Origin of the sequence: Methylobacterium sp. Leaf465, from assembly GCF_001424705.1 — a bacterium.
Classification (GTDB): Bacteria; Pseudomonadota; Alphaproteobacteria; order Rhizobiales; family Beijerinckiaceae; genus Methylobacterium.
Map to the genome: position 1 here is coordinate 88,033 of NZ_LMRA01000004.1, position 20,052 is coordinate 108,084.

Here is a 20,052-nt window from a genome sequence, read left to right on the forward strand (position 1 = left end):
AGATCAAACATCTCCGCGTCCCGGAGCGTCGTGGCGCAGGCGGAAATGGGGGTAGGGCCCAGCCGCTCGACAAGCGCCGAGGAGGGGTGGGAGAGCCAGGCATTGGCCAAAAGCCGTCGCATCGGGCGGGAACGCCCGGTTCGTGGCGACGCACATCGGCGCGGATGGTCGTCGCCACCTCCTCGCACGGGAACGAAAAGGCCAAGTCCATCGGGATTTAGTCTAATATCAGCGTGACACGCTTGTGAAGGTCACCCCCGCTCTCCACGAGGTCGCGCCCACAGATCGGCGATCCGTACCGATCAGCTGCCTGTATCTGCCGCACCGTCAGCCTTTCGCCCCATTGCTCGGCGATGGGGCGGTTTCCGGTCGCTCCCCGTGCTTCCGAGTCGTGCAGGTTCTACCCGTCCGGTTCGGGCATGCGGGTTGCCAGTGGCCCGACGAGGCGAGGCGCGACAGCGCGCCAGAACCGCGCGACGGCGCAGCGCGAAAGGATCATCATGGGTGGTATCCCGAGAGGCCAGACGACCCGAGGCACCCGAGGTGCGGCACTGATCGCTGCTTGGCTGGGTGTCCTCGTCCTGGCTCCTGCGGGCGCAGTCGGGCAGGGCACGCCCACGGCGGCGCCCGCCGCGGCTCCGACGAAGGCTGCCCCGGCCCCTGCGCCAGCAGCCCCCGCAGATGGCAAGCCGGCCGCCAAAGCGGTAGCCCCGAAGCCGGCCGTTTCGGAGCAGATCCAAAACGTCCGCGACCAGCTCGACAGCGCCAAGGCGGATCTGGAGCAGCGCGAAAAAATTCTCACCGGACCGAATATCGGGAGCGGCGACCTGACCCGCGCCCGCGAAGGCATCGAGGTGATCGCGGACAAGATCCGTCACGTCATCGACATCACCACCCCGCGCCTCGATGCGGCCCGCGAGCGGCTGACACAGCTCGGTCCGAAGCCGAAGGACGGTGAGGAGGGCGAGGACGTGGCGCGCGAGCGGACGGAGCGCGAGCACGCCGTTGCGGAGATCGACGAGACCCAGCGACTTGCCCGCTCCCTCCTGGTCCAGAGTGACCAGATCGTCGATCAGGTCTCGAACCGCCGTCGCGCGGCCTTCACTCGCGGCCTGTTCGAGCGATCGACCGCCCTCGTGAATCCCGACCTGTGGATGAGGATCGCGGCCGACATCCCACGCGACGGACGCGCCTTGCAAGGCGCTGTGGAGGATACGGCGGCCCTGTTCGCCCGCAACGGCACCATTGGAAACCTGCTGCTCCTCGGGATCGCCTTCGGTATCTCGATCGCCCTGTATTTCGGGCGTCGCAACATCGCCCCACGCCTCGGCCGGCGCGATGCCAAGGCCGTCGACCCCTCGCAGCGCCGGAAGCTCCTCGCGGCCTGGCGCGTGTTCCTCCTCGGCACCATCCCGGCGTTCATCGGCAGCTACGCGGTCTATTACGCCCTCGATGCCACCGATCTCCTACCCCTGCGCCTGTTGCCGGTGGCGGGCGCCATCCTCGGAGGCCTGGCCTTCATCGCCTTCGTGGAGGCCCTGGCCGACGCGCTGCTCTCACCCGACAAGCCGTCCTGGCGCGTCGCGACCATGAGCGACGCCGCCGCTGCGCGGGTAACCCGTCTGGCCGTCGGCATCGCCATCGTCATCACAGTGGTCAAGTCGATCGAGGCCCTGAACTCGGGGATCTCGGCGGCGCTGCCCATCTCCATCGCCACGCGCGGCATCGGCGCGCTCGCCACAGCGCTGATCCTCGCCATCGGACTGCATCGCTTCGCCGATTCGGCCGAGCAGGAGGAGGCGTGTTTCGGCCCCTACGTGGCGCCGGAGGCGACCACCGGGATCGGCGGCCCGGCGCGGCTTCTCGGCTGGGCGGCGGTGGTGGTCATCGCCATCGCCCCCCTCGTCGGCTACGTGGCCTTCGCGGCCTTCGTCATCGACCAACTCGTCTGGACGGCGGGGCTCTTCGTCCTGCTGTTCCTGCTGATCTCCAGCGCCGACACCTTCATTGGGGGGACGCTCTGCGACGACACCAAGATCGCCACCGCGCTCCAGGCCAATACCGGCTTGCGCAAGCGCTCGATCAATCAGATCGCCGTGCTGGCGACCGGCCTCGCGCGAGTGGTACTGGTCCTCGTGGCCGCGCTGCTTGCCCTGGCGCCCTGGGGCCTCGACTCGACCGACGTGTTCAGCTCGGTTCGCAGCGCTTTCTTCGGCTTCAAGGTCGGCGACGTCACGATCTCGCTCTCCACGATCGCGCTCGCCATCGGTCTCCTGCTCCTCGGCATGGCGGTGACGCGGGCGATCCAGCGCTGGCTCGAACAGACCTACCTGCCGGCCACCGACCTCGACGCAGGCCTGCGCAATTCGATCTCGACGATCGCGGGCTATATCGGCTTCTTACTAACCCTGGCGCTGGCCTTCTCCTACCTGGGCCTGAGCCTGGAGAAACTCACCATCGTGGCCGGTGCCCTCTCGGTCGGTATCGGCTTCGGTCTCCAATCCATCGTCAACAATTTCGTCTCAGGCCTGCTTCTTCTCTGGGAGCGCCCGATCCGCGTCGGCGATCAGGTCCTGATCGGAGACAGCGAAGGCATCGTGAAACGAATCTCGGTGCGTTCCACCGAGATTCAGACCTTCGACCGCTCGGCTGTGATCGTGCCGAACTCGAACCTGATCTCCGGTATTGTGAAGAACCGGGTCCGTGGCGATCGGACCGGCCGCGTCAGCATCACGGTCAGCGTTCTGCGCAACCAGGACCCCGTTCACGCGGCCGAACTCCTGATGGGCTGCGCTCAAGCCCAACCGGACGTGCTCAAGGAACCGCCGCCCCGCGTCGTCTTCCGCAAGATCGGCGATCCCTTCCTGGAATTCGAGCTGATCGTCATGATCGTCGACGTCAGTCTTGGCCTGAAAGTGCAGAACGATTTGAACCTTACGGTCTTTCAGACCTTGTCGCAGGCTGGAATGATCCCTGCCCTCGGGCCGGGGTCCAGCGTGGTCACGGTGCAAGGCTTGGATTCTTTCCAGAGCGCCGTAGGGCAGATCGCCAGCGCGTTCGCCCAACCGCAACGCTCCGGAGACCAAACCGCGCCGCAGCGCGTTGAGGACCGGCTCGACGAGGCCGAGCCGATGCGCTCCGCGGAGGCGGGGAGGCGGCGCGCGGGGAGCTGACACGGTGCGTAGGGAGAACGAGGCGTGGGGCGGAGGACGGTACTAATTTTCGGAGCCGGCATGATGGCCGGCGGTCTGGCTCTGCTCACCGGCTGCGCTACCCCGGAGCCTGTAAATTCTACGCTTCCCAGCCTCTACTGGCCGATGACGACGCAGTCGGCGCAGGTCGATACGGCGACTGCACGTGACATGATCTCGGCCTACCGCGCGCGAAACGGCGCAGGGCCCCTGCGCCTTGATCTTGAATTGCAGAAGCTGGCGGAGGCGGAGGCGGCATCCATGGCCGCCGCCGATCGACCGAGCCGGGCTCAGACCGTCAAGAATGCCGTCGAGCGGCTCGGCTTCGAGTCAGCAGAGGCCAACCTGTCGGCCGGGTATCACACCTTGGCCGAGGCGTTCTCCGGGTGGCGCGATAGTCCGGCACACAATGCAGCGATGCTTGCGCCCGGTGTGCAGCGTATGGGCATCGCCACCGCCTACGCACCAGGATCGAAGTACAAGGTCTATTGGGCCCTCCTATTGGCACAGTAGGCTTTATCCAGGGATAGCCTGTCCCGGCCGGAAGCTGGCACAGCCACCGGACGTCAGACTGCGAGCGCGTTTTCCGGGGGGTGGGGGGAGGGAGGCCTCCCCGGATGGCTGGGCGAGAAAAACTTTTCCGTTGCCGATGACGCCTCTCGATCGAGCCAGCCGTCAGGCCGGACGGTGCACGAGGCGCAGGCTCGGCGGCTCAGGGAAAGTTCTTCATGCGAGGCGTCGGTGACGTTTCGCTGAGGAGCGTCACCGTCACCCGGCGATTGGCCGGGAGGTAGGGATTGTCCGGAAACAGCGGCTCCGTATCGGCTTTCCCGGTCACGGATGCGAAACGGTCATCGGGTACGCCGCTGCCGGCCAGGATCTCGCGCACGCTGATCGCGCGATTGGCCGAAAGCTCCCAAGGCGGAGCGAGAAGTCGCGTTCCGGGTCTCTCCGTCGCAGTGTAGCCCGTGATGGCGATGCGATTAGGCATCTTGCGCAAGGTCCCGGCGATCCGCTCCAAGAGGCGTCGGGTACGGGCATTGGGCCGACTCGATCCATCGGGAAACATCGAGGCGCCATCCTGGTCGACGATCGACACGTCGATCCCGCGTTGCGAGGGGGCGACGATGATGTTCTTCGATAGCTCGGCGACCTCGGGCATGTCCTGCAACGCCTGACGCAGGCTCGCTGCCGCGAGACCGGCGCCGTCCGGGTAGCCCTTGTCCGGCATACCCTCGTCAACGTTGCCGTCGACCGCGGGCGGGGTGGTGTGATCGGAGGCAAGGTCAGGGGGAATGTCGCGCTTGTACTTGACCTTGTCGGCGTGGGCGAGGCCGTCCTTCTCGATGATGCCAGCAAAGCGCGACTCCTTGTTGACGCCGAACGCGTCGCGCATGGAGCCGGCCACCGCCTGCATCTTCTTCTGGTCCTGGGTCGAATAGGCGGCGATCATCACGAAGAAGCTCATGAGAAGCGCCATCAGGTCGGCGAAGGTCACGAACCAGCCGTGGCCGCCATGCGCGCCGCCGCGCTTCTTTTTAGCCATCGGCGCCGTCGCGCGTGATGCGGGTGCGCGCCATCACGCCGGCTCGGCCACGAGTTCGTCGCGGTGGTTGTGCGGGAGGTAGGCGATGAGCATCTCGCGCACCAGGGAGGAGCTCTTGGCGTCGCGGATGAGCAGGATGCCGTCGATGATAAGCGAGCGCGACACATCTTCCTCCTCCAGCTTCACGTGGAGTTTGTCGGCGAGCGGCAGGGTGATCATGTTGGCGATCAGGGCGCCGTAGAGGGTGGCGAGGAGGGCAGTCGCCATAGCCGGGCCCAGCTTCGAGGGGTCCGACATGTTGGCGAACATCGTCACCATGCCGAGGATGGTTCCGATCATGCCCCAGGCCGGGGCGCAGTCGCCGAAGGCGCGGTAGATCTTCGAGCCTTCGTCGAGGTGCATGAGGAAGTTGTCGCGGTCGCGCTCCATGGTGTCCCGGATGAACTCGCGGTCATAACCATCAGCGATGTAGCGTGCCCCTTGGGCCAGGAAGGGATCGGAGATCTCCATGTTTTCCAAGGCCATCGGGCCGGACTTCCGCACCACGTCGGCTATCTTGGTGATCTCCTCGATGAGGTCGCGTGGCTTGATGGCGCGCATCGAGAAGGCGTAGCGCAGGCCCATCGGGAGCCCGTGCATCATCGTCGAGAAGGGGAAGCGCATCATCGTCGCGGCGGTGGCGCCGCCAAAGATGACGATGACGGCGTGCTTGTCGAAATAGGCGGCAAAGTTGCCGCCGTCGATCATGATCAGGACGAAGACGACGGCGAAGCCGCCGACGAGGCCGATACCGGTTGCGAGATCCATGATCACTCGAGCCTGAGCGGCTGCCCGCATGCCGCGTTGGCGCCGCACGACGAGGCGCCGTCCCCACCGTTACGGATTCAGGTTGAACGAACCGTAAAAAACACCGCCGGACTCTGGCCAAACCCGAGGGGTTCGCGTCATGCACCGTTCAGGGAGCGCTCCGCATAAGGCACGCAACGCCAAGGATTTGGCGGCCTCCGCCGGGACGCGTTCGCGCAACCCGGTCAGGGATCGGAGCACACGGTATCATGTCGTTGGTTCGTCTTTACGTACGGGTCATGGGTCTTCTGGGCTCCGACCGCCGTCTGGCGGCGGTCCTGGCCTGCGCCAATGTGGCCCTGGCGGTGGCGGCGTTCGCCGAGCCGCTTCTCATGGGCCGCATCATCGACCAGCTCACCCACCTCAAGAGCAGCACCAATGCCTTCACGACGCTGGCGCCCCTGATTGGTGCCTGGGTGGCCTTCGGCCTGTTCACCATCGCGGCCGGCGTGACGATCGCCCTGCACGCGGACCGGCTGGCCCACCGCAACCGTTTGACCGCCATGGCCAACTACTTCGAGCACGTGCTCGAGCTGCCGCTCGCCTTCCACTCCTCGAACCATTCCGGTCGCGTCCTGAAGGCGATGCTGGAGGGCTCAAACGGCATGTTCTGGCTCTGGCTCGGCTTTTTCCGCGATCACTTCGTGGCCTTCGTCTCCCTGATCGTCCTCCTGCCGATGACCCTGTTCGTGAACTGGCAGCTCGGCTCGATCCTGGTTGTGCTCGTGCTGGCCTTCACGACCCTGACCACGATGGTCATGCGTCGTACCGAGACCCTGCAGGGCCGGGTCGAGGCCTACCAGTCGGGCCTGGCCGAGCACGCTTCTGACGCGCTGGGTAACGTCGCCGTCATCCAATCCTTTACCCGTGCCAAGGCCGAGAAGGACGCGATGCACGACATCATCCGCAACCTGCTCGCCGCGCAGATCCCGGTTCTGTCCTGGTGGGCGCTCGCCAACGTTGCCACCCGCGCCTCCGCGACCCTGACCATGACGGCGATCTTCATCACCGGCATCGCCCTGCACCAGCACGGTCAGGCGAGCGTCGGCGAGGTCGTGGCCTTCATGAGCCTCGCGACCATGCTGGTCTCGCGCCTCGACCAGGTTGCGACCTGCATCAACGGCCTGTTCCAGCAGATGCCCAAGATCGACGAGTTTTTCGAAATCCTTGACACCACACCAGCGGTCCACGACCGTCCGGGTGCCCAGCACGTCACGCGCTTCGACGGTGAGGTCGCTTTTGAAGGCGTCGGCTTCTCGTACAACGCTCGCCGCAAGGCATTGGAAGATGTTTCCTTCATAGCCCGGGCCGGCGAGACGATCGCCCTGGTCGGCACCACCGGTTCGGGCAAGTCGACCACGCTCGGCCTTCTGCACCGCGCCTTCGACCCGGACCACGGCGCCATCCGCATCGACGGCAGCGATATCCGCGACATCGGACTGTCCAGCCTGCGCCACAACATCGGTGTTGTGTTCCAAGAGCCGATGCTGTTCGCCCGCTCGATCCGCGAGAACCTGCAGGTCGGCCGCCCGGACGCCACCGATGCCGAGATGCTCGACGCCCTGGAGCGGGCGCAGGCCACCGAGTTCATGGCCCGCCAAGCCGACGGCCTCGATACGGTGATCGGCGAGCGCGGACGCTCGCTCTCCGGCGGCGAGCGCCAGCGCCTCTCCATCGCCCGCGCGCTCCTCAAGAACCCGCCGGTGCTGATCCTCGACGAAGCCACCTCGGCCCTCGATGCCACCACTGAGCGCAAGCTGCAGGGTGCCCTGGAGGCCGTGATGGAAGGCCGCACCACCTTCGTCATCGCCCACCGCCTGGCGACGATCCGTAACGCCGACCGCATCCTCGTCTTTCATGAGGGCCGGATCGTCGAATCGGGCAGCTTCGACGAGCTCGTCGCTCAGAACGGACGCTTCGCCGATCTCGCGCGAGCCCAGTTCATGGCGGGGTCCGAGCCGCAAGGCATGCCGCTCGCGGCGTGATCCGCGCAGCGCAAATCGACAACCAAAAGCCCTCGCTGGTTCTTGGACGAGGGCTTTTGGTTGTCTTGCCAAGGACTTAGACGGCACCCTGAAAGTTATGGCTTTACGCTGCGCTTGCGTCTGAACGGTATCCGCGTCCCGCTCGATGCGGCGTCTTCAGGTGCAGGCGATCAATCCGCCGCGGCGGACGTCGCGCCGTCCTCCGCCCAAACCCGGAACTTCGTCAGGCGGTTCGGTCCGAAGGTATGGGTCAGGGGCACGTCCGCCGCATCGCGCCCACGGGCCACCAGGATCCGGCCTCGGCGCGGAGCATTGTTGCGTGGATCGAAGACGTGCCAGGCGCCGCCCAGATAGACTTCGCTCCAGGCGGCGAAATCCCCCGGAGCGTGCGGCTCGGGCTCGCCGATGAAGCTGAGATAGCCGGTGCAGTAGCGGGTTGGGATATTCAGGGCCCGGCAGAAGGCGACGAACAGGTGAGCATAGTCGCGACACACGCCGCGCCGACTTGCGAAGGCACCGGCAGCGGTGCGGTCGACGTGGGCATACCCATAGCCGAAGGTGATGTGTCCGTGGACGTAGTCGCAGATCGCCTGCACCCGCGACCACCCAGGCTCGAGGTCCCCGAACAGCCGCCAAGCCTCGCTCGAGAGGAGATCGGATTCGCAGTAGCGGCTCGCTACGAGGAACGGCAGCGCCTCTTCCGGCAGATCCTCGACCGCGTGCTCCTCGGCTTCCGGCACCACCGGATCGAGGGCGCCGTCGTCCTCCGTCTCCGCATGCACGCTCAGGGTCAGGGCACCGGCGGGAGCCATGAAGCGCACGGTCCGATTGCCGAAGACATCGCGGAAGGTGCGCAGGGGCAGCGGTGGATCGAGGGTGAGCACGTCCGGCGGTACGGCAGCCAAGCCGTTCACCGGATAGGAGTTCAGGCGGGCGATGACGGGCGTCGGCTGCGGAAAATCATAGCCCATCTCGCAACCGAACCTGATCCGCATCGAAGCTCCCCCGGGCCGGCCGCCGCGCCGCCGCTTACGCCATCACTGCCCGTGCCCGAACCGGGACACTAGGCCGCCAGGGTCACAGGCGGATGTCATCGCGCGCCCTGCGCGCAGATGAAGCAGTACAGACTCAGAGCCCCCGAGCCCGGGCCTGCTTCTCCTGCATCCGCGCCTGAAGCCGCACGCGTCGCGCTGCAATGACGGTGCCATTGATCTCGCCACCGAACAGGAACATCGCGGCCAGCCAATACAGGAAGACCAGGAACACCATCGCGGTGGCGAGGCCGCCATAAGTGGAGGCGTAGGCGTTGGAGAAGCGGTCGAGGTAGTAGCCGAAACCGAGGCCGGCCAGGAACCACAGCAGCAAGGTCACCGCGATTCCGGGGACCACCGCCAGGACGGAGCGGCGCCCTGTCGCAACAAACTTATGAGCGATCACGAGTACGGTGAGGAGCAGGAAGGCCGTGATTCCGATCCGTCCGATCGCGACGGTCAGGCTGAGGGGCTCGAGCCCCGGCGCCACGTTGATGACTTTGCGCCAGATCAGGGGGCCAAGCACCACCAAGAGAGCGAAGGCCAGCATGGCGAAGGCACCGCAGACAACATAGCCGATGGATTCGAGACGCGTCAGCCACCAGGGCCGTACCTCGCGCAGGCCGTAGGCACGGTTCAACCCGACCCGCAGGCTCTCGACCCCAGAGGAGGAGAAGTAAAGCGCCAGCAAGGCACCCAGGGTCAGCACGCCTCCGCGCTGCTCGGTCAGCACCCGGTGCACCTCATTGACGATGGGCTTGGCCACTTCGCGCGGCCAGGCATCGAAGATGAGGACGCTGGCCTCGTCGGCGAGCGACTTCGTGCCGAACAGACCAGCCAGGGCGGCGAGCAGGATGAGAAACGGAAACAGCGCGGTCAGGCTCGAGAGGGCGATGTGGCTGGCGATGGCCCAGCCGTCATGGGCGACGAAACGCTGGGCGGCGACGCCTGCGATCTCGAAAGGTTTGCGGAGACGTCTCACGGGGCGGGGGTTCGTCCTCGAACGGGGCAGGCGGGCGTGTCTTCTAAACGTCACGCGACCGGTTCGCGCAACGTGCTGTGCGCGAGGCGGCGCCCTACCCGCTTGAATTTATCGCGACCCTGTGATGCGTGGCCGCCATCATGCCCGCGCCCGCTCCGTTCCTCGTCCCCGCCCTGTTCGTTCTGATCTGGGCGACGGGCTTCGTCGCGGCCCGCTTCGTGGCTCCCCATGCCGAGGCCTTCACCTTCGTGGCAATCCGGGTCGTTGCCGTCGCGCTGGTGCTGGCGACCCTGGCGCTCCTGCTCCGAGCCCGCTGGCCACGCGACCGCACCGGCTGGCTCCATGCCGCGTTCGCCGGCGTGCTGATGCAGGGGGTTTACGTCATCGGCGTGTTCTGGTCGGTGCAGCATGGCTTGCCGTCCGGCATCGCTGCCCTCGTTGGCAGCCTGCAGCCCCTGTTGACCGCGAGCCTGGCAGGTCGCGTCCTTGGGGAGTCCGTGAGCCGGCGGCGCTGGCTCGGTATCGGCATCGGCTTTTCCGGTGCGCTTCTCGTCCTGGCACCGAAGATCGGCGCCTCGGATCCTTCCGGCATCCCGGTTCCGGCCCTGACTGCTTGCCTTTGCGCGATGGTGGCGATGACGGGCGGAACACTCTGGCAGAAGCGACATGGGGCTGGTGCGGATCTCCTCAGCAATGCCGCCATTCAGTTCGCGGGCGCTGTACTCCTTGCCGTTCCAATCGCCCTCCTGTTCGGGACGGGTGGATTCGATGCTTCCACGCCCCTCTGGCTCGGCCTTGCCTGGTCGGTCCTCGTCAACTCCGTCGGTGGCATCCTCCTGCTTCTGATGCTGATTAAGCGCGGCGCCGTGGCGGGTGTCGCGTCGCTGTTGTTCCTGGTACCGCCGGTCTCGGCCGTCATGGCGTACCTCCTGTTCGGAGAGTCGCTCGCGCCGGTCCAGATGGGTGGCATGGCCATCGCTACCCTCGGTGTCGCTCTGGCCAGTCGCGGATGAGCCCCCGCCGGTGCGGCGGTGACTTTTTCTTTGAGAAGCATCTCAATAAAATTCATCATCCCTTGGTTAGCAAACAGAAATCAGGGTTTTTCACGCCCACGGATAATGAATTCAGGCGGGATAGTGCCGCAGTGCGGCGAGACGCCTCTACAGCCGTGACAAACCTGCCTATAATGGACTGCAAAGTATCGTTCCTTTGCTAGCGAGTTTGCCATGTCAGCCTCTCCCGTCGTCTCGACCGAACCGCAGGATCTCGTGACCTTGGCCCGTGAGGCCGCCGGGGCCGCGAAGGGTCTCGTCGCCGAGGCCACGCGGCGCGTGCGCGCCACGATCCTATCGGACGAGGGCAAGATCTCGGCCGAGAAGATGGAGACCCAGCAACACGCCACGCATGGTCTCGCATGGATCGCGACCTATGCCGAGGGCGTGCGTGAGCTCGGCGCGTACGCGCAGCGTCTGACGGAGAGTGGAGAGTTCGGCGAGACCGAGAGCCTCCTGGTTCGAATCGGCCTCGGCGAGTACCTCGACCAGATGTTCTCGGGCATTCCGATGAGCCAGGGCGAGATGGTGCGGCCCACCGGCTCCCTCGGCCTAGCCGCGCGCGAAGTCGCCAAATTCCGCACCGAGGCGGTCGAGACCCTGATCGCCGAGGGCAACACCCCCGAGAACCGGGCCGCCCTCGTGGCCCGGATCCGCGACAACGGCGGCTCGGCCACCATCGGCAAGTCCGGTCTCGACGAGGACATGGAGGCGATCCGCTCCGAGATGCGTCGCTTCGGCCTCGCCGAGGTCGTGCCGCACGCGCACGAGTGGCACAGCCAGAACGCCTACATCCCGATGGAGATCGTCACCAAGATGGCCGAGCTCGGCGTCTTCGGACTGACGATCCCGGAGGAGTACGGCGGCATGGGCCTGCCGAAGATCTCCATGTGCGTGGTCTCCGAGGAGTTGTCGCGCGCCTATATCGGCGTCGGCTCCCTCGGCACCCGCTCGGAGATCGCCGCCGAGCTGATCCTGTGCGGCGGTACCGAAGAGCAGAAGCATCGCTTCCTGCCCGGCATCGCCGCGGGCGACACCCTGCCGACCGCCGTGTTCACCGAGCCGAACACGGGCTCCGATCTCGCGAGCCTGCGCACCAAGGCGGTCAAGGACGGCGACGTCTGGAAGATCTCGGGCAACAAGACCTGGATCACGCACCCCGTGCGCGCCGACATCATGACCTGTCTCGTGCGCACCAAGCCGGAGGAGAAGGGCCACAAGGGTCTGTCGCTCCTCATCGCCGAGAAGCCGCGCGGCACCGACGCAGAGCCGTTCCCGGTCCAGGGCTTGTCCGGTGGCGAGATCCACGTGCTCGGCTACCGCGGCATGAAGGAGTACGAACTCGCCTTCGACAACTTCGAGGTCCCTGCTGGCAACCTCCTCGGCGAGGTCGAGGGCAAGGGCTTCGCCCAGCTCATGCAGACCTTCGAATCCGCGCGCATCCAGACGGCGGCTCGCGCCATCGGCGTGGCGCAGAACGCCCTCGACCTTGGTCTGCGCTACGCCGAGGACCGGGTGCAGTTCGGCAAGGCTCTGATCAACTTCCCCCGCGTGGCCGACAAGATCGCCATGATGGCCGTGGAGATCAACATCGCCCGCCAGCTGACGTATTTCTCGGCTCGCGAGAAGGACGAGGGCAAGCGCTGCGATCTCGAGGCCGGCATGGCCAAGCTTCTGGGCGCCCGCGTGGCCTGGGCGGCGGCCGACAACGCTCTGCAGATCCATGGCGGCAACGGCTTTGCGCTCGAATACGCCGTGAGCCGCGTGCTCTGCGACGCGCGCATCCTCTCGATCTTCGAGGGTGCCGCCGAGATCCAGGCGCAGGTCATCGCCCGCCGCCTGCTCGAAGCCGCCTGAGCCTCGCACTCCGACGCCGTAACGCCGGGGGATCCGATCGCCCCGGCGTTCCGGTATTCAAAGAAGGTGTCGTCGAGGTCGCGCTACTTGGTCACCTTCACCGAGACGGGATCGCTCGACGGGAAGGTCTCCTCCAGCGCCTCGTCGAGGCGCGCGTCGAGTTCGCCCTTCTGGTTCTCGGGGCGGTTCTTATCCGACCCCTTCGGGGCGGCCTGGCCCGTGGTGGAGATCGTGTCGCTCTCCGGTGTCTTCTGGTGATCGGCCATGCGGGCACTCCTTCGGTTCGGGGATTCAGCGCCTTCTTCGGCACGTCGTCCGAAACAACGCCGGGCGCGCGTGGGGTTTCCATTGGGGGATCCGGGCCCGATGACCGGATCGGTCCACCCAAGGGTCGACAGGCCGGCCCAAACGCCCAACCCGGTTCCGGACATCCGTCATCCGGGCCATTCCATCGCGGTCGATGGATCTCGGCCGCTGTCTCAGGATACGGCCGGAAGCTGAGAGCGCGTGGCGACGCGGCCGGCCGGCGCGCCCGCGGTTCGGGCCTCGCGCAGGACGAAGTCATAGACCTGCATCAGCCGGTCGAGATGCGCGTCCGACGTGAGGGGTGCCGCCCAGTAGCGCTCGTAGGCCGCCCGGCTCATGCGCTCGGCGAGGCCGTCGTCGGAGAGTCGCACGAGATGCGCGGCGAGCGAGTCCGGGTCGCCGGAGCGGAACCAGAAGCCGGTCTCGCCGTCCTCCACCGCCTCCCGGCCGGCACAGGCGTCGCTGACGATCACCGGCGCGCCGCAGGCGAGGGCCTCGTAGACCGTGAGGGGCTGGCCCTCGTACCAGACGCTCGGAAAGACGAGGGCGCGGGCCTGCCGCATCAGGGCCTGGACGCCGGCCTCGTCGCGCCAGCCCAGCATCACGGCCTCGGGATAGCGCGCCGCGAGGTCGGCGCGGGCCGGCCCGTCCCCGACGAAGACCGGGCGAACGCCGGCGCGGCGGGCCGCCTCGGCGAAGATCGGCGCGCCCTTCTCGGTGGAGATGCGCCCGACGAACAGGAAATCGCCCGGCGCCCCGGAGCGGAGGGGCGCGTTGGCCACCGCGATCGGGTTGTCGACCCTGTGGAAGCGGGTCGCGCTCGGCAGATGCGGGGCGACGACCCGTTCCTGCAGGGCGCTGAGGGTGACGATGTGCGGGAACAGCGCCTTCAGGCCGGCCACGTGCTCGAGAGCGAGGTGGCGCACCACCCGCAGCAGCTTGCGCGGGTAGCTGCGGGCGTCGCAGTTCGTGGTCAGGCAGCCCGGGGACATCGGCGTGCGGTGGCAGATCCGGGCGGCCGGATACTCGTAGAAGCCGCCGTTCGGGCACACGAGGAAGAACTCGTGCATCGTATAGAGCAGCGCCAGTCCGGACGCCGCGAGGCTGCGCCCGATCGAGGGCGAGAGCGCCTTGGCGAAGGCGTGGACGTGGACCACGGTGTCGCGCGGGTCGAGACCGCGCAGTTCCTCCGCCAGGCGCCGGGCGGCCGGACGGTTCCAGATCGCCTGCGCGGCGAAGGCGAGCTTGTTCCGGGTCGTGCCGATGTCGTCCTGGCCGAGGCAGACCACGCGGATGCCGGCCGCCTCCAGGCGAGGGTCGGCGGGGCCGACGGCGGCGAACACCGTGACGCTGTGGCCGCGGGCACGCAGCCCGAGGCCGGCATCCAGGGCCACCTTGGCCTGTCCGCCGTTGATGAAGGCGTGGTCCACGACAAGGACGAGGTGCATGGTGAACTGTCCCGGCCAACGACGAGGTCTTCCCCGATCTTTACCGAACGTACGTTGATCTCCGGTAAATCCAGATTCTTGCGGTGGTCGTCGGGTCGTCCGCTGCGAATTCCTCAGGCATCGGCACAATCTCGGACCTCCCATGCAGATCGTCGTGTTGGCGGAATTCGCGGTGGCGAGCGGCGGTGCCGAGAAGGTGGCCGTCGAATCGGCACGGGGCCTCGCCGAGGCCGGACTCGACGTGACCTACATCCAGGCCATCGACGGGCCGGTGGATGACCTCCTCGACCATCCCCGCATCCGCCGGATCGGCCTCGGCAACACGGACATCTGGCAGCGTCCGGCGCATCGCGCCGCGCTCAACGGGCTCTGGGACGCGGAGGCCGCCGCCCGTCTCGGCGCCGCCTTGGACGCGCTGCCGGTGCGGCCGGACCTGATCCATCTGCACCAATGGACGCGCAGCCTGTCGCCCAGCGTCTTCCCGGCGCTGTTCGCGCGCGGTCTCCCGGTCGTGACGACCCTGCACGACTACTTCCTGGCCTGCCCGAACGGGGTCTATTACCGCTTCGATCAGGCCGAGCCCTGTGCTCTGAAGCCTCTCTCGGCCGCCTGCCTCGCAGCGCCCTGCGACGGCCGGAGCCGGCTCCACAAGCTGGTGCGCGTCGGGCGCTCGGTCTCCCTGCGCGCGGCCCTGAAGCGGCAGCGCCTCGACGTCATCCATGTCTGCGACGCGAGCGTGGCGCGGATGGGTACGCTCCTGGAGGGTCTCGCGGTTACCCATCACCGGATGGACAATCCGGTGCGCGTCACGAAGCAGGTGCCGGCCGATCCGGCACGGGGCGATGCGCTAGCCTATGTCGGCCGCCTGACCCGTGAGAAGGGCGTCGACCTCGTGGCGGACGCCGCGCGGGCCGCCGGGCTTCCGGCCCTGTTCGTCGGCACCGGTCCCCTGGAGAACGAGCTTCGTGCGCGCCCCGGGGTCGAACTCGTGGGCTGGCAGGCGCCGGACGCGGTCTGGTCGCTCCTGCGCCGCCGGGCCCGGGCGATCGCCGCGCCGTCCCGCTGGTACGAGACCGGGCCCCTGACGGTCTACGAGGCCTTGGCCAACGGCATCCCGGTGATGGCCTCGAACCGATCCGGAGCGTCCGAGAAGGTCCTCGACGGGGTGAACGGTTATTCCGTTTCGCCGGAGCCCGAGGCCTGGGCCCGGGCGGCCGCGACGCTCCACGACGACGCACGCACAGCCAGCCTCGGCGCCGCCGCGCATGCCCGCTACTGGGCAAGCCCGATGACGCTGGGGGTTCATACCGATGCGTTGATCGCGGTCTACGAACGCATTCTCGCAACCCGGGCCGTCGAACGGCTGCCCGCGGAAGCGGCTGCCTCGGCCGCTTGAAGGCGGCGCAGAAAGTTGGCAAAATTCTGCATCTTTCCGGACCGATGATCTTGACGTTCATGTTGCATCGCAACATAGATTTCCCGCGATGCATCGAACGAGTCGGTGCAGCCTGGAGAGAAGCGAGATGACCGGTCAGACCTTCGAAATCCCCGCCGAAATGCGTGCCTTCGCCGAGAAGAGCGTCGATCAGGCCCGCACCGCCGTGAGCACCTTCATCGGCACCGCGGTCAAGACGGCCGAGCAGATGCAGACGACGTCGAAGTCGGTGCAGGAGTCGATGCAGACCGTCGTCGCGAAGGGTCTCGACCAGGCTCAGGAAAATGCCGCCGCGACCTTCGACTTCGCCCAGAAGCTGGTCCGGACCCGCGACGTCCGCGAGGCGATGGCGTTGCAGGGCGAATTCATCCGCAGCCAGATCGCCACCCTGCAGGCCCAGGCCAAGGATCTGGGCGCCCTGGCTCAGAACACCCTGCGCCCTTCCGCCTGAACCCGGCCGAAGGCCCGAAACGCGCGGCCGGCCCCCTTCAGCGCCTCGGGGTGCCGCCCGCCCGCGCGGCTCCCCGCAGACATCCCGCCGTTTCGGGTTATTCTTCCCCTCGAAGCGGCAAGGAGACAGAAGCCATGGCAAGACGGCGCAGACCCCCCTCCAAAGCGCAGGACCGAGCCGGAGCGCTCCCGCAGACCGCCGGCAGCCAGGAGGATGGACCGATGAACATCGACACCGTGCAGGCCGTCGAGATGGGTGACCCGAACGATCCATCGGGGTCGGACCATGCGCCGAACCTCCATGACGCGCTCCTCGAAGGCGTGTCCCCGGACGCTCTGGCGGCGGCAGCCGGAAGCGACGGCACGCCGGTCCCGGTCGTGACCGAGTCCGCCACCGCGACGACCGAGACCTCCGAACGCGTCGAGGATCTCACCGTGGTCCCGGAAGAGACGGCGGCACCGGGCGGAGGCGGGCGGGAGACGGTCCAGGCCGCGGCCGACGCTGTCGAAGTCGCGACCGACGCCGTGGAGACCATCGCTCAGACCCTGCCCGCGACCATGGCCGAGCCCCTGCCGGCGGCGCGGTCCGTCCTCGAAGGCTCCCAGGCTTCCTTCGGCAAGCTCGCGGACCTCGCAAAGTCGCCGCGGATCTCCGAGGTGATGGGTGAACTCGGTGAGGTGAACACCACCGTGCTCACCTATCTTCGCGGCGAGGGCGCCGCGGCGGTGGCCCACTGGCAGGCTCTCTCGGGCGCCAAGACCCCGGCCGATGCCATCCGCCTCCAGGTCACCGAGATGCAGCGCGCCGCCGACGCGTCGCTGAGCTGCTTCGCGGCCCTCGCCAAGCGGGCGAGCCGCTTCACCGGCACGATCGGCCGGCGCTGAAAGATCCGGCTCCGGCGCCCCTCGCGCCGGCGGCTCGACGCGTCTAGATATCCGGGAATCCGTCGCGGCGCCGTCCCAGACCGGGGCAGGGCCGCCGCGCCCTCGTCCCGGGAGTTCCCATGCCGCGCACGTCCCTTCTGCTCGTCCCGCTGCTGACCGCGACGCTCGCCGCCGCGCCCGCCACGGCGCAGATGATGAAGTCGCCGGCGGTCCCCGAGCCGGGGGCGCCGGAGAAGGTGGTGCCCCTCGCCAAGGGCCAGGTGCAACTGTCCTTCGCCCCGGTGGTGAAGCGGGCCGCCCCCTCCGTGGTGAACGTCTATGCCTCGCACGTGGACACGCGGGGTCAGAGCCGCAGCGCCATGGACGAGTTCATGCGGCGCTTCTTCGGTGACAACGGCGCGGGACGCGGGCGCGGGGGCGCGCCGGGCGAACGCGCCCAGAAGTCCCTCGGCTCCGGCGTGATCGTCGACGAATCCGGCCTCGTCATCACCAACAACCACGTCATCGAGAACATGAACGAGGTGCGCATCGCGCTCGCCGACCGGCGCGAGTTCGAAGCCACCATCGTGCTGCGCGACCCCCGCACCGATCTCGCCGTGGTCAAGATCAAGAGCCCGTCCGGCGGGCTGAGCCCGATGGCGTTCGGCGACTCCGAGTCCCTCGAAGTCGGCGACTTCGTGATGGCGATCGGCAACCCGTTCGGGGTCGGGCAGACGGTGACGCAGGGCATCGTCTCGGCGCTGGCGCGCACGCAGGTCGGCTCCTCCGACTACCAGTTCTTCATCCAGACCGATGCGGCCATCAATCCCGGCAATTCGGGCGGTGCCCTGGTCAACCTCCAGGGCCAACTGGTCGGGATCAACACCGCGATCTACTCGCAATCGGGCGGCAGCCACGGCATCGGCTTCGCCATCCCCGCCAGCATGGTCCGCGCCGTGGTGGAGACCGCCAAGGGCGGGGCGAGCGCCGTGCGGCGTCCCTGGCTCGGCGCCCGCGTGCAGAGCGTGACGCCCGACATCGCCGAGAGCATGGGCCTGGATCATCCCACCGGCGTGCTGGTGGCGAGCCTCCAGGCCAAGAGTCCGGCGGAGGAGGCCGGCCTCAAGCGCGGCGACCTCATCCTCACGGTGGACGGCAAGAGCGTCGACGACCCGGAAGCCTTCGGCTACCGCTTCGCCCTGAAGGGACTCACCGGCCAGACCCAGTTCGGCATCCTGCGCGGCACCGGGCGCTCGACCGTGGCGGTGAAGCTCGGCCCCGCGCCGGAGACGCGTCCGCGCGACACCCTCAAGGTGCGCACCCGCTCGCCCTTCCTGGGCGCGACCCTCGTGAACACGTCCCCGGCCGTGGCGGAGGAGCTTCAGGCCGACTTCCCGTCGGACGGGGTCGCGGTGGCCAGCATCGACGAAGGCTCGGTCGCCGCGCGCGCAGGCCTGCAGAAGGGCGACATGATCGTCGCCATCAACGGCATGCCGATCGCCACCACCAAGGACCTGGAACGGATCACCCGCAACAGCCTCAACATGTGGGAGGTCTCGATCAACCGCGGCGGCGAGGTCATGACCTCGATGTTCGGGGGCTGATGGCCCAGCCGGCAGGGGAGGCCGCGATTTTCCCGGTTGCGGGCGGCGGACACCCGCGTCTTTGATGCGCCGATGTCCGACCTGTTCGCCTCCGCCGGCTTGGCAAACGCCGCCCCCCGCCCCCTCGCGGATGCCCTGCGTCCGAAAACCCTGGCGGAGGTGGTCGGGCAGGAGCACCTGACCGGGCCCGACGGGGCCCTGACCCGCCTCCTCAATGCCCGCTCCTTCGGCTCGCTGGTGTTCTGGGGACCGCCGGGCACCGGCAAGACCACCGTGGCGCGGCTCCTGGCGCACGAGACCGACCTCCATTTCGAGCAGATCTCGGCGATCTTCTCCGGCATCGCGGAACTCCGGAAGGTGTTCGACGCGGCGCGCGGGCGCCGGGCCATGGGGCGGGGAACCCTGCTCTTCGTGGACGAGATCCACCGCTTCAACCGGGCGCAGCTCGACGCCTTCCTGCCCGTGATGGAGGACGGCACGGTGACGCTGGTCGGCGCCACCACGGAGAACCCGTCCTTCGAGCTGAACGCCGCCCTCCTGTCCCGCGCCCGCGTCCTTCTCTTCCGGGCGCTCGACGACGCGGCCGTCGCCAAGCTGCTGGTGCGGGCGGAGGCCCTGACCGGCCAGCCGCTTCCCCTGGACGCGGAGGCCCGCGGGGTCCTGGTCCGCATGGCCGACGGGGATGGGCGCGCCGCGCTGACCCTCGCCGAGGAGGTCTGGCGCTCGGCAAAGCCGGGCGAGACCTTCGACGCGGAGCACTTGCAGGCGATCATCCAGCGCCGCGCGCCGATCTACGACAAGTCCCAGGAGGGGCACTACAACCTCATCAGCGCCCTGCATAAGACCGTGCGCGGCTCCGACCCGGACGCGGCGCTCTACTATCTCTGTCGGATGCTCGACGGCGGCGAGGACCGCCTCTTCATCGCCCGCCGCCTCGTGCGCATGGCGGTGGAGGATATCGGGCTGGCCGACCCGCACGCCCTCGTGGTGGCCACCGCCGCCAAGGACGCCTTCGACTTCCTCGGCTCGCCGGAGGGGGAATTGGCGCTGGCCCAGGTCACGATCTACCTCGCCTGCGCGCCGAAATCGAACGCGGTCTACGAGGCCTACAAGGCCGCCACGCGGGTGGCGAAGGAGCACGGCTCGCTGCCACCGCCCCGCACCATTCTCAACGGCTCCACGAAGCTGATGCGCAAGATCGGCTACGGCGAGGGGTATCGCTACGACCACGACGAGCCCGACGCCTTCTCGGGCCAGGATTACTGGCCGGAAAAGCTCGGGCGCCAGCACTTCTACGATCCCACGGATCGGGGCATGGAGCAGCGCTACACCGAGCGATTGGCCCATTGGGAAGCCCTGCGCCGGCAGCGACGCGCCGACGAGGACTGAAGCCCGCGTCTCCTCCGTCGAAAGTTCGCGACGCGTCGCGCGCCCGCTGCCTCAGGCAGACGAGGG

General features: G+C 67.8%; 16 protein-coding genes. 10 read left to right on the forward strand and 6 right to left on the reverse strand.

Annotated elements, in window-relative coordinates:
- Nucleotides 1-500 precede the first annotated feature (500 nt).
- Together ASG51_RS04730 and ASG51_RS04735 are read left to right on the forward strand one after the other, a co-directional pair.
- Nucleotides 501-3,173 carry a DUF3772 domain-containing protein gene (locus tag ASG51_RS04730; protein ID WP_082513880.1) on the forward strand — a complete coding sequence of 891 codons (2,673 nt, stop codon included), beginning with the start codon at nucleotides 501-503 and terminating at the stop codon, nucleotides 3,171-3,173.
- A gap of 60 nt (nucleotides 3,174-3,233) precedes the next feature.
- Entirely contained in the window at nucleotides 3,234-3,704 is a 471-nt protein-coding gene (locus ASG51_RS04735; RefSeq protein WP_056271694.1) for a CAP domain-containing protein, read from the forward strand.
- 199 nt (nucleotides 3,705-3,903) lie between these two features.
- On the opposite strand, the gene ASG51_RS04740 is transcribed toward ASG51_RS04735, so the two are convergent.
- Complete coding sequence (locus tag ASG51_RS04740; protein WP_056271697.1) at nucleotides 3,904-4,737, reverse strand: flagellar motor protein MotB; 834 nt, start codon at nucleotides 4,735-4,737, stop codon at nucleotides 3,904-3,906.
- A gap of 33 nt (nucleotides 4,738-4,770) precedes the next feature.
- On the reverse strand, nucleotides 4,771-5,544 hold the full coding sequence (locus ASG51_RS04745; RefSeq protein WP_056221112.1) for a MotA/TolQ/ExbB proton channel family protein: 774 nt from the start codon (nucleotides 5,542-5,544) through the stop codon (nucleotides 4,771-4,773).
- A gap of 248 nt (nucleotides 5,545-5,792) precedes the next feature.
- Here ASG51_RS04745 and ASG51_RS04750 point away from each other — a divergent pair, with 248 nt between their 5' ends.
- Nucleotides 5,793-7,568 (forward strand): glucan ABC transporter ATP-binding protein/ permease, encoded by a 1,776-nt coding sequence (locus tag ASG51_RS04750; RefSeq protein WP_056350040.1) that lies wholly within the window; start codon nucleotides 5,793-5,795, stop codon nucleotides 7,566-7,568.
- 170 nt (nucleotides 7,569-7,738) lie between these two features.
- Here ASG51_RS04750 and ASG51_RS04755 read toward each other — a convergent pair whose 3' ends face one another.
- Complete coding sequence (locus ASG51_RS04755; protein WP_056379422.1) at nucleotides 7,739-8,563, reverse strand: transglutaminase family protein; 825 nt, start codon at nucleotides 8,561-8,563, stop codon at nucleotides 7,739-7,741.
- Between the two features lie 133 nt (nucleotides 8,564-8,696).
- Nucleotides 8,697-9,581: a YihY/virulence factor BrkB family protein gene (locus ASG51_RS04760; RefSeq protein WP_056271704.1), complete on the reverse strand. Its 885-nt coding sequence runs from the start codon at nucleotides 9,579-9,581 to the stop codon at nucleotides 8,697-8,699.
- Nucleotides 9,582-9,721: 140 nt separating this feature from the next.
- Here ASG51_RS04760 and ASG51_RS04765 point away from each other — a divergent pair, with 140 nt between their 5' ends.
- The gene (locus tag ASG51_RS04765) at nucleotides 9,722-10,594 is read left to right on the forward strand and encodes a DMT family transporter (RefSeq protein ID WP_056379481.1); all 873 of its coding nucleotides are present in this window, start codon (nucleotides 9,722-9,724) and stop codon (nucleotides 10,592-10,594) included.
- Between the two features lie 213 nt (nucleotides 10,595-10,807).
- Entirely contained in the window at nucleotides 10,808-12,490 is a 1,683-nt protein-coding gene (locus tag ASG51_RS04770; RefSeq protein ID WP_056379425.1) for an acyl-CoA dehydrogenase family protein, read from the forward strand.
- Nucleotides 12,491-12,573: 83 nt separating this feature from the next.
- On the opposite strand, the gene ASG51_RS04775 is transcribed toward ASG51_RS04770, so the two are convergent.
- A complete protein-coding gene (locus ASG51_RS04775) occupies nucleotides 12,574-12,756 on the reverse strand; it encodes a hypothetical protein (protein ID WP_056221130.1) in 183 nt (60 codons plus the stop codon).
- A gap of 213 nt (nucleotides 12,757-12,969) precedes the next feature.
- The gene (locus tag ASG51_RS04780; RefSeq protein WP_056379427.1) at nucleotides 12,970-14,244 is read right to left on the reverse strand and encodes a glycosyltransferase family 4 protein; all 1,275 of its coding nucleotides are present in this window, start codon (nucleotides 14,242-14,244) and stop codon (nucleotides 12,970-12,972) included.
- Nucleotides 14,245-14,386: 142 nt separating this feature from the next.
- Here ASG51_RS04780 and ASG51_RS04785 point away from each other — a divergent pair, with 142 nt between their 5' ends.
- The 5 genes from ASG51_RS04785 to ASG51_RS04805 all read left to right on the forward strand — a co-directional run bounded on the left by ASG51_RS04785 (nucleotide 14,387) and on the right by ASG51_RS04805 (nucleotide 19,986).
- A complete protein-coding gene (locus ASG51_RS04785) occupies nucleotides 14,387-15,640 on the forward strand; it encodes a glycosyltransferase (protein ID WP_056379429.1) in 1,254 nt (417 codons plus the stop codon).
- Nucleotides 15,641-15,767: 127 nt separating this feature from the next.
- A complete protein-coding gene (locus ASG51_RS04790; RefSeq protein WP_056271717.1) occupies nucleotides 15,768-16,130 on the forward strand; it encodes a phasin in 363 nt (120 codons plus the stop codon).
- A 221-nt stretch (nucleotides 16,131-16,351) separates the two neighbouring features.
- Entirely contained in the window at nucleotides 16,352-17,014 is a 663-nt protein-coding gene (locus tag ASG51_RS04795; RefSeq protein ID WP_056379430.1) for a hypothetical protein, read from the forward strand.
- A 119-nt stretch (nucleotides 17,015-17,133) separates the two neighbouring features.
- Nucleotides 17,134-18,597, forward strand: a complete 1,464-nt coding sequence (locus ASG51_RS04800) for a Do family serine endopeptidase (RefSeq protein ID WP_056271721.1) — start codon at nucleotides 17,134-17,136, stop codon at nucleotides 18,595-18,597.
- Between the two features lie 72 nt (nucleotides 18,598-18,669).
- Entirely contained in the window at nucleotides 18,670-19,986 is a 1,317-nt protein-coding gene (locus tag ASG51_RS04805) for a replication-associated recombination protein A (RefSeq protein ID WP_056379433.1), read from the forward strand.
- Nucleotides 19,987-20,052: the final 66 nt, after the last annotated feature.

Excerpts from the sequence above, each read along its gene's own strand:
- ASG51_RS04730 (WP_082513880.1), top strand. The coding sequence starts at position 501 with ATGGGTGGTATCCCGAGAGGCCAGACGACCCGAGGCACCCGAGGTGCG.
- ASG51_RS04735 (WP_056271694.1), top strand. The coding sequence starts at position 3,234 with ATGATGGCCGGCGGTCTGGCTCTGCTCACCGGCTGCGCTACCCCGGAG.
- ASG51_RS04740 (WP_056271697.1), bottom strand. The coding sequence starts at position 4,737 with ATGGCTAAAAAGAAGCGCGGCGGCGCGCATGGCGGCCACGGCTGGTTC.
- ASG51_RS04745 (WP_056221112.1), bottom strand. The coding sequence starts at position 5,544 with ATGGATCTCGCAACCGGTATCGGCCTCGTCGGCGGCTTCGCCGTCGTC.
- ASG51_RS04750 (WP_056350040.1), top strand. The coding sequence starts at position 5,793 with ATGTCGTTGGTTCGTCTTTACGTACGGGTCATGGGTCTTCTGGGCTCC.
- ASG51_RS04755 (WP_056379422.1), bottom strand. The coding sequence starts at position 8,563 with ATGCGGATCAGGTTCGGTTGCGAGATGGGCTATGATTTTCCGCAGCCG.
- ASG51_RS04765 (WP_056379481.1), top strand. The coding sequence starts at position 9,722 with ATGCCCGCGCCCGCTCCGTTCCTCGTCCCCGCCCTGTTCGTTCTGATC.
- ASG51_RS04770 (WP_056379425.1), top strand. The coding sequence starts at position 10,808 with ATGTCAGCCTCTCCCGTCGTCTCGACCGAACCGCAGGATCTCGTGACC.
- ASG51_RS04775 (WP_056221130.1), bottom strand. The coding sequence starts at position 12,756 with ATGGCCGATCACCAGAAGACACCGGAGAGCGACACGATCTCCACCACG.
- ASG51_RS04780 (WP_056379427.1), bottom strand. The coding sequence starts at position 14,244 with ATGCACCTCGTCCTTGTCGTGGACCACGCCTTCATCAACGGCGGACAG.
- ASG51_RS04785 (WP_056379429.1), top strand. The coding sequence starts at position 14,387 with ATGCAGATCGTCGTGTTGGCGGAATTCGCGGTGGCGAGCGGCGGTGCC.
- ASG51_RS04790 (WP_056271717.1), top strand. The coding sequence starts at position 15,768 with ATGACCGGTCAGACCTTCGAAATCCCCGCCGAAATGCGTGCCTTCGCC.
- ASG51_RS04795 (WP_056379430.1), top strand. The coding sequence starts at position 16,352 with ATGAACATCGACACCGTGCAGGCCGTCGAGATGGGTGACCCGAACGAT.
- ASG51_RS04800 (WP_056271721.1), top strand. The coding sequence starts at position 17,134 with ATGCCGCGCACGTCCCTTCTGCTCGTCCCGCTGCTGACCGCGACGCTC.
- ASG51_RS04805 (WP_056379433.1), top strand. The coding sequence starts at position 18,670 with ATGTCCGACCTGTTCGCCTCCGCCGGCTTGGCAAACGCCGCCCCCCGC.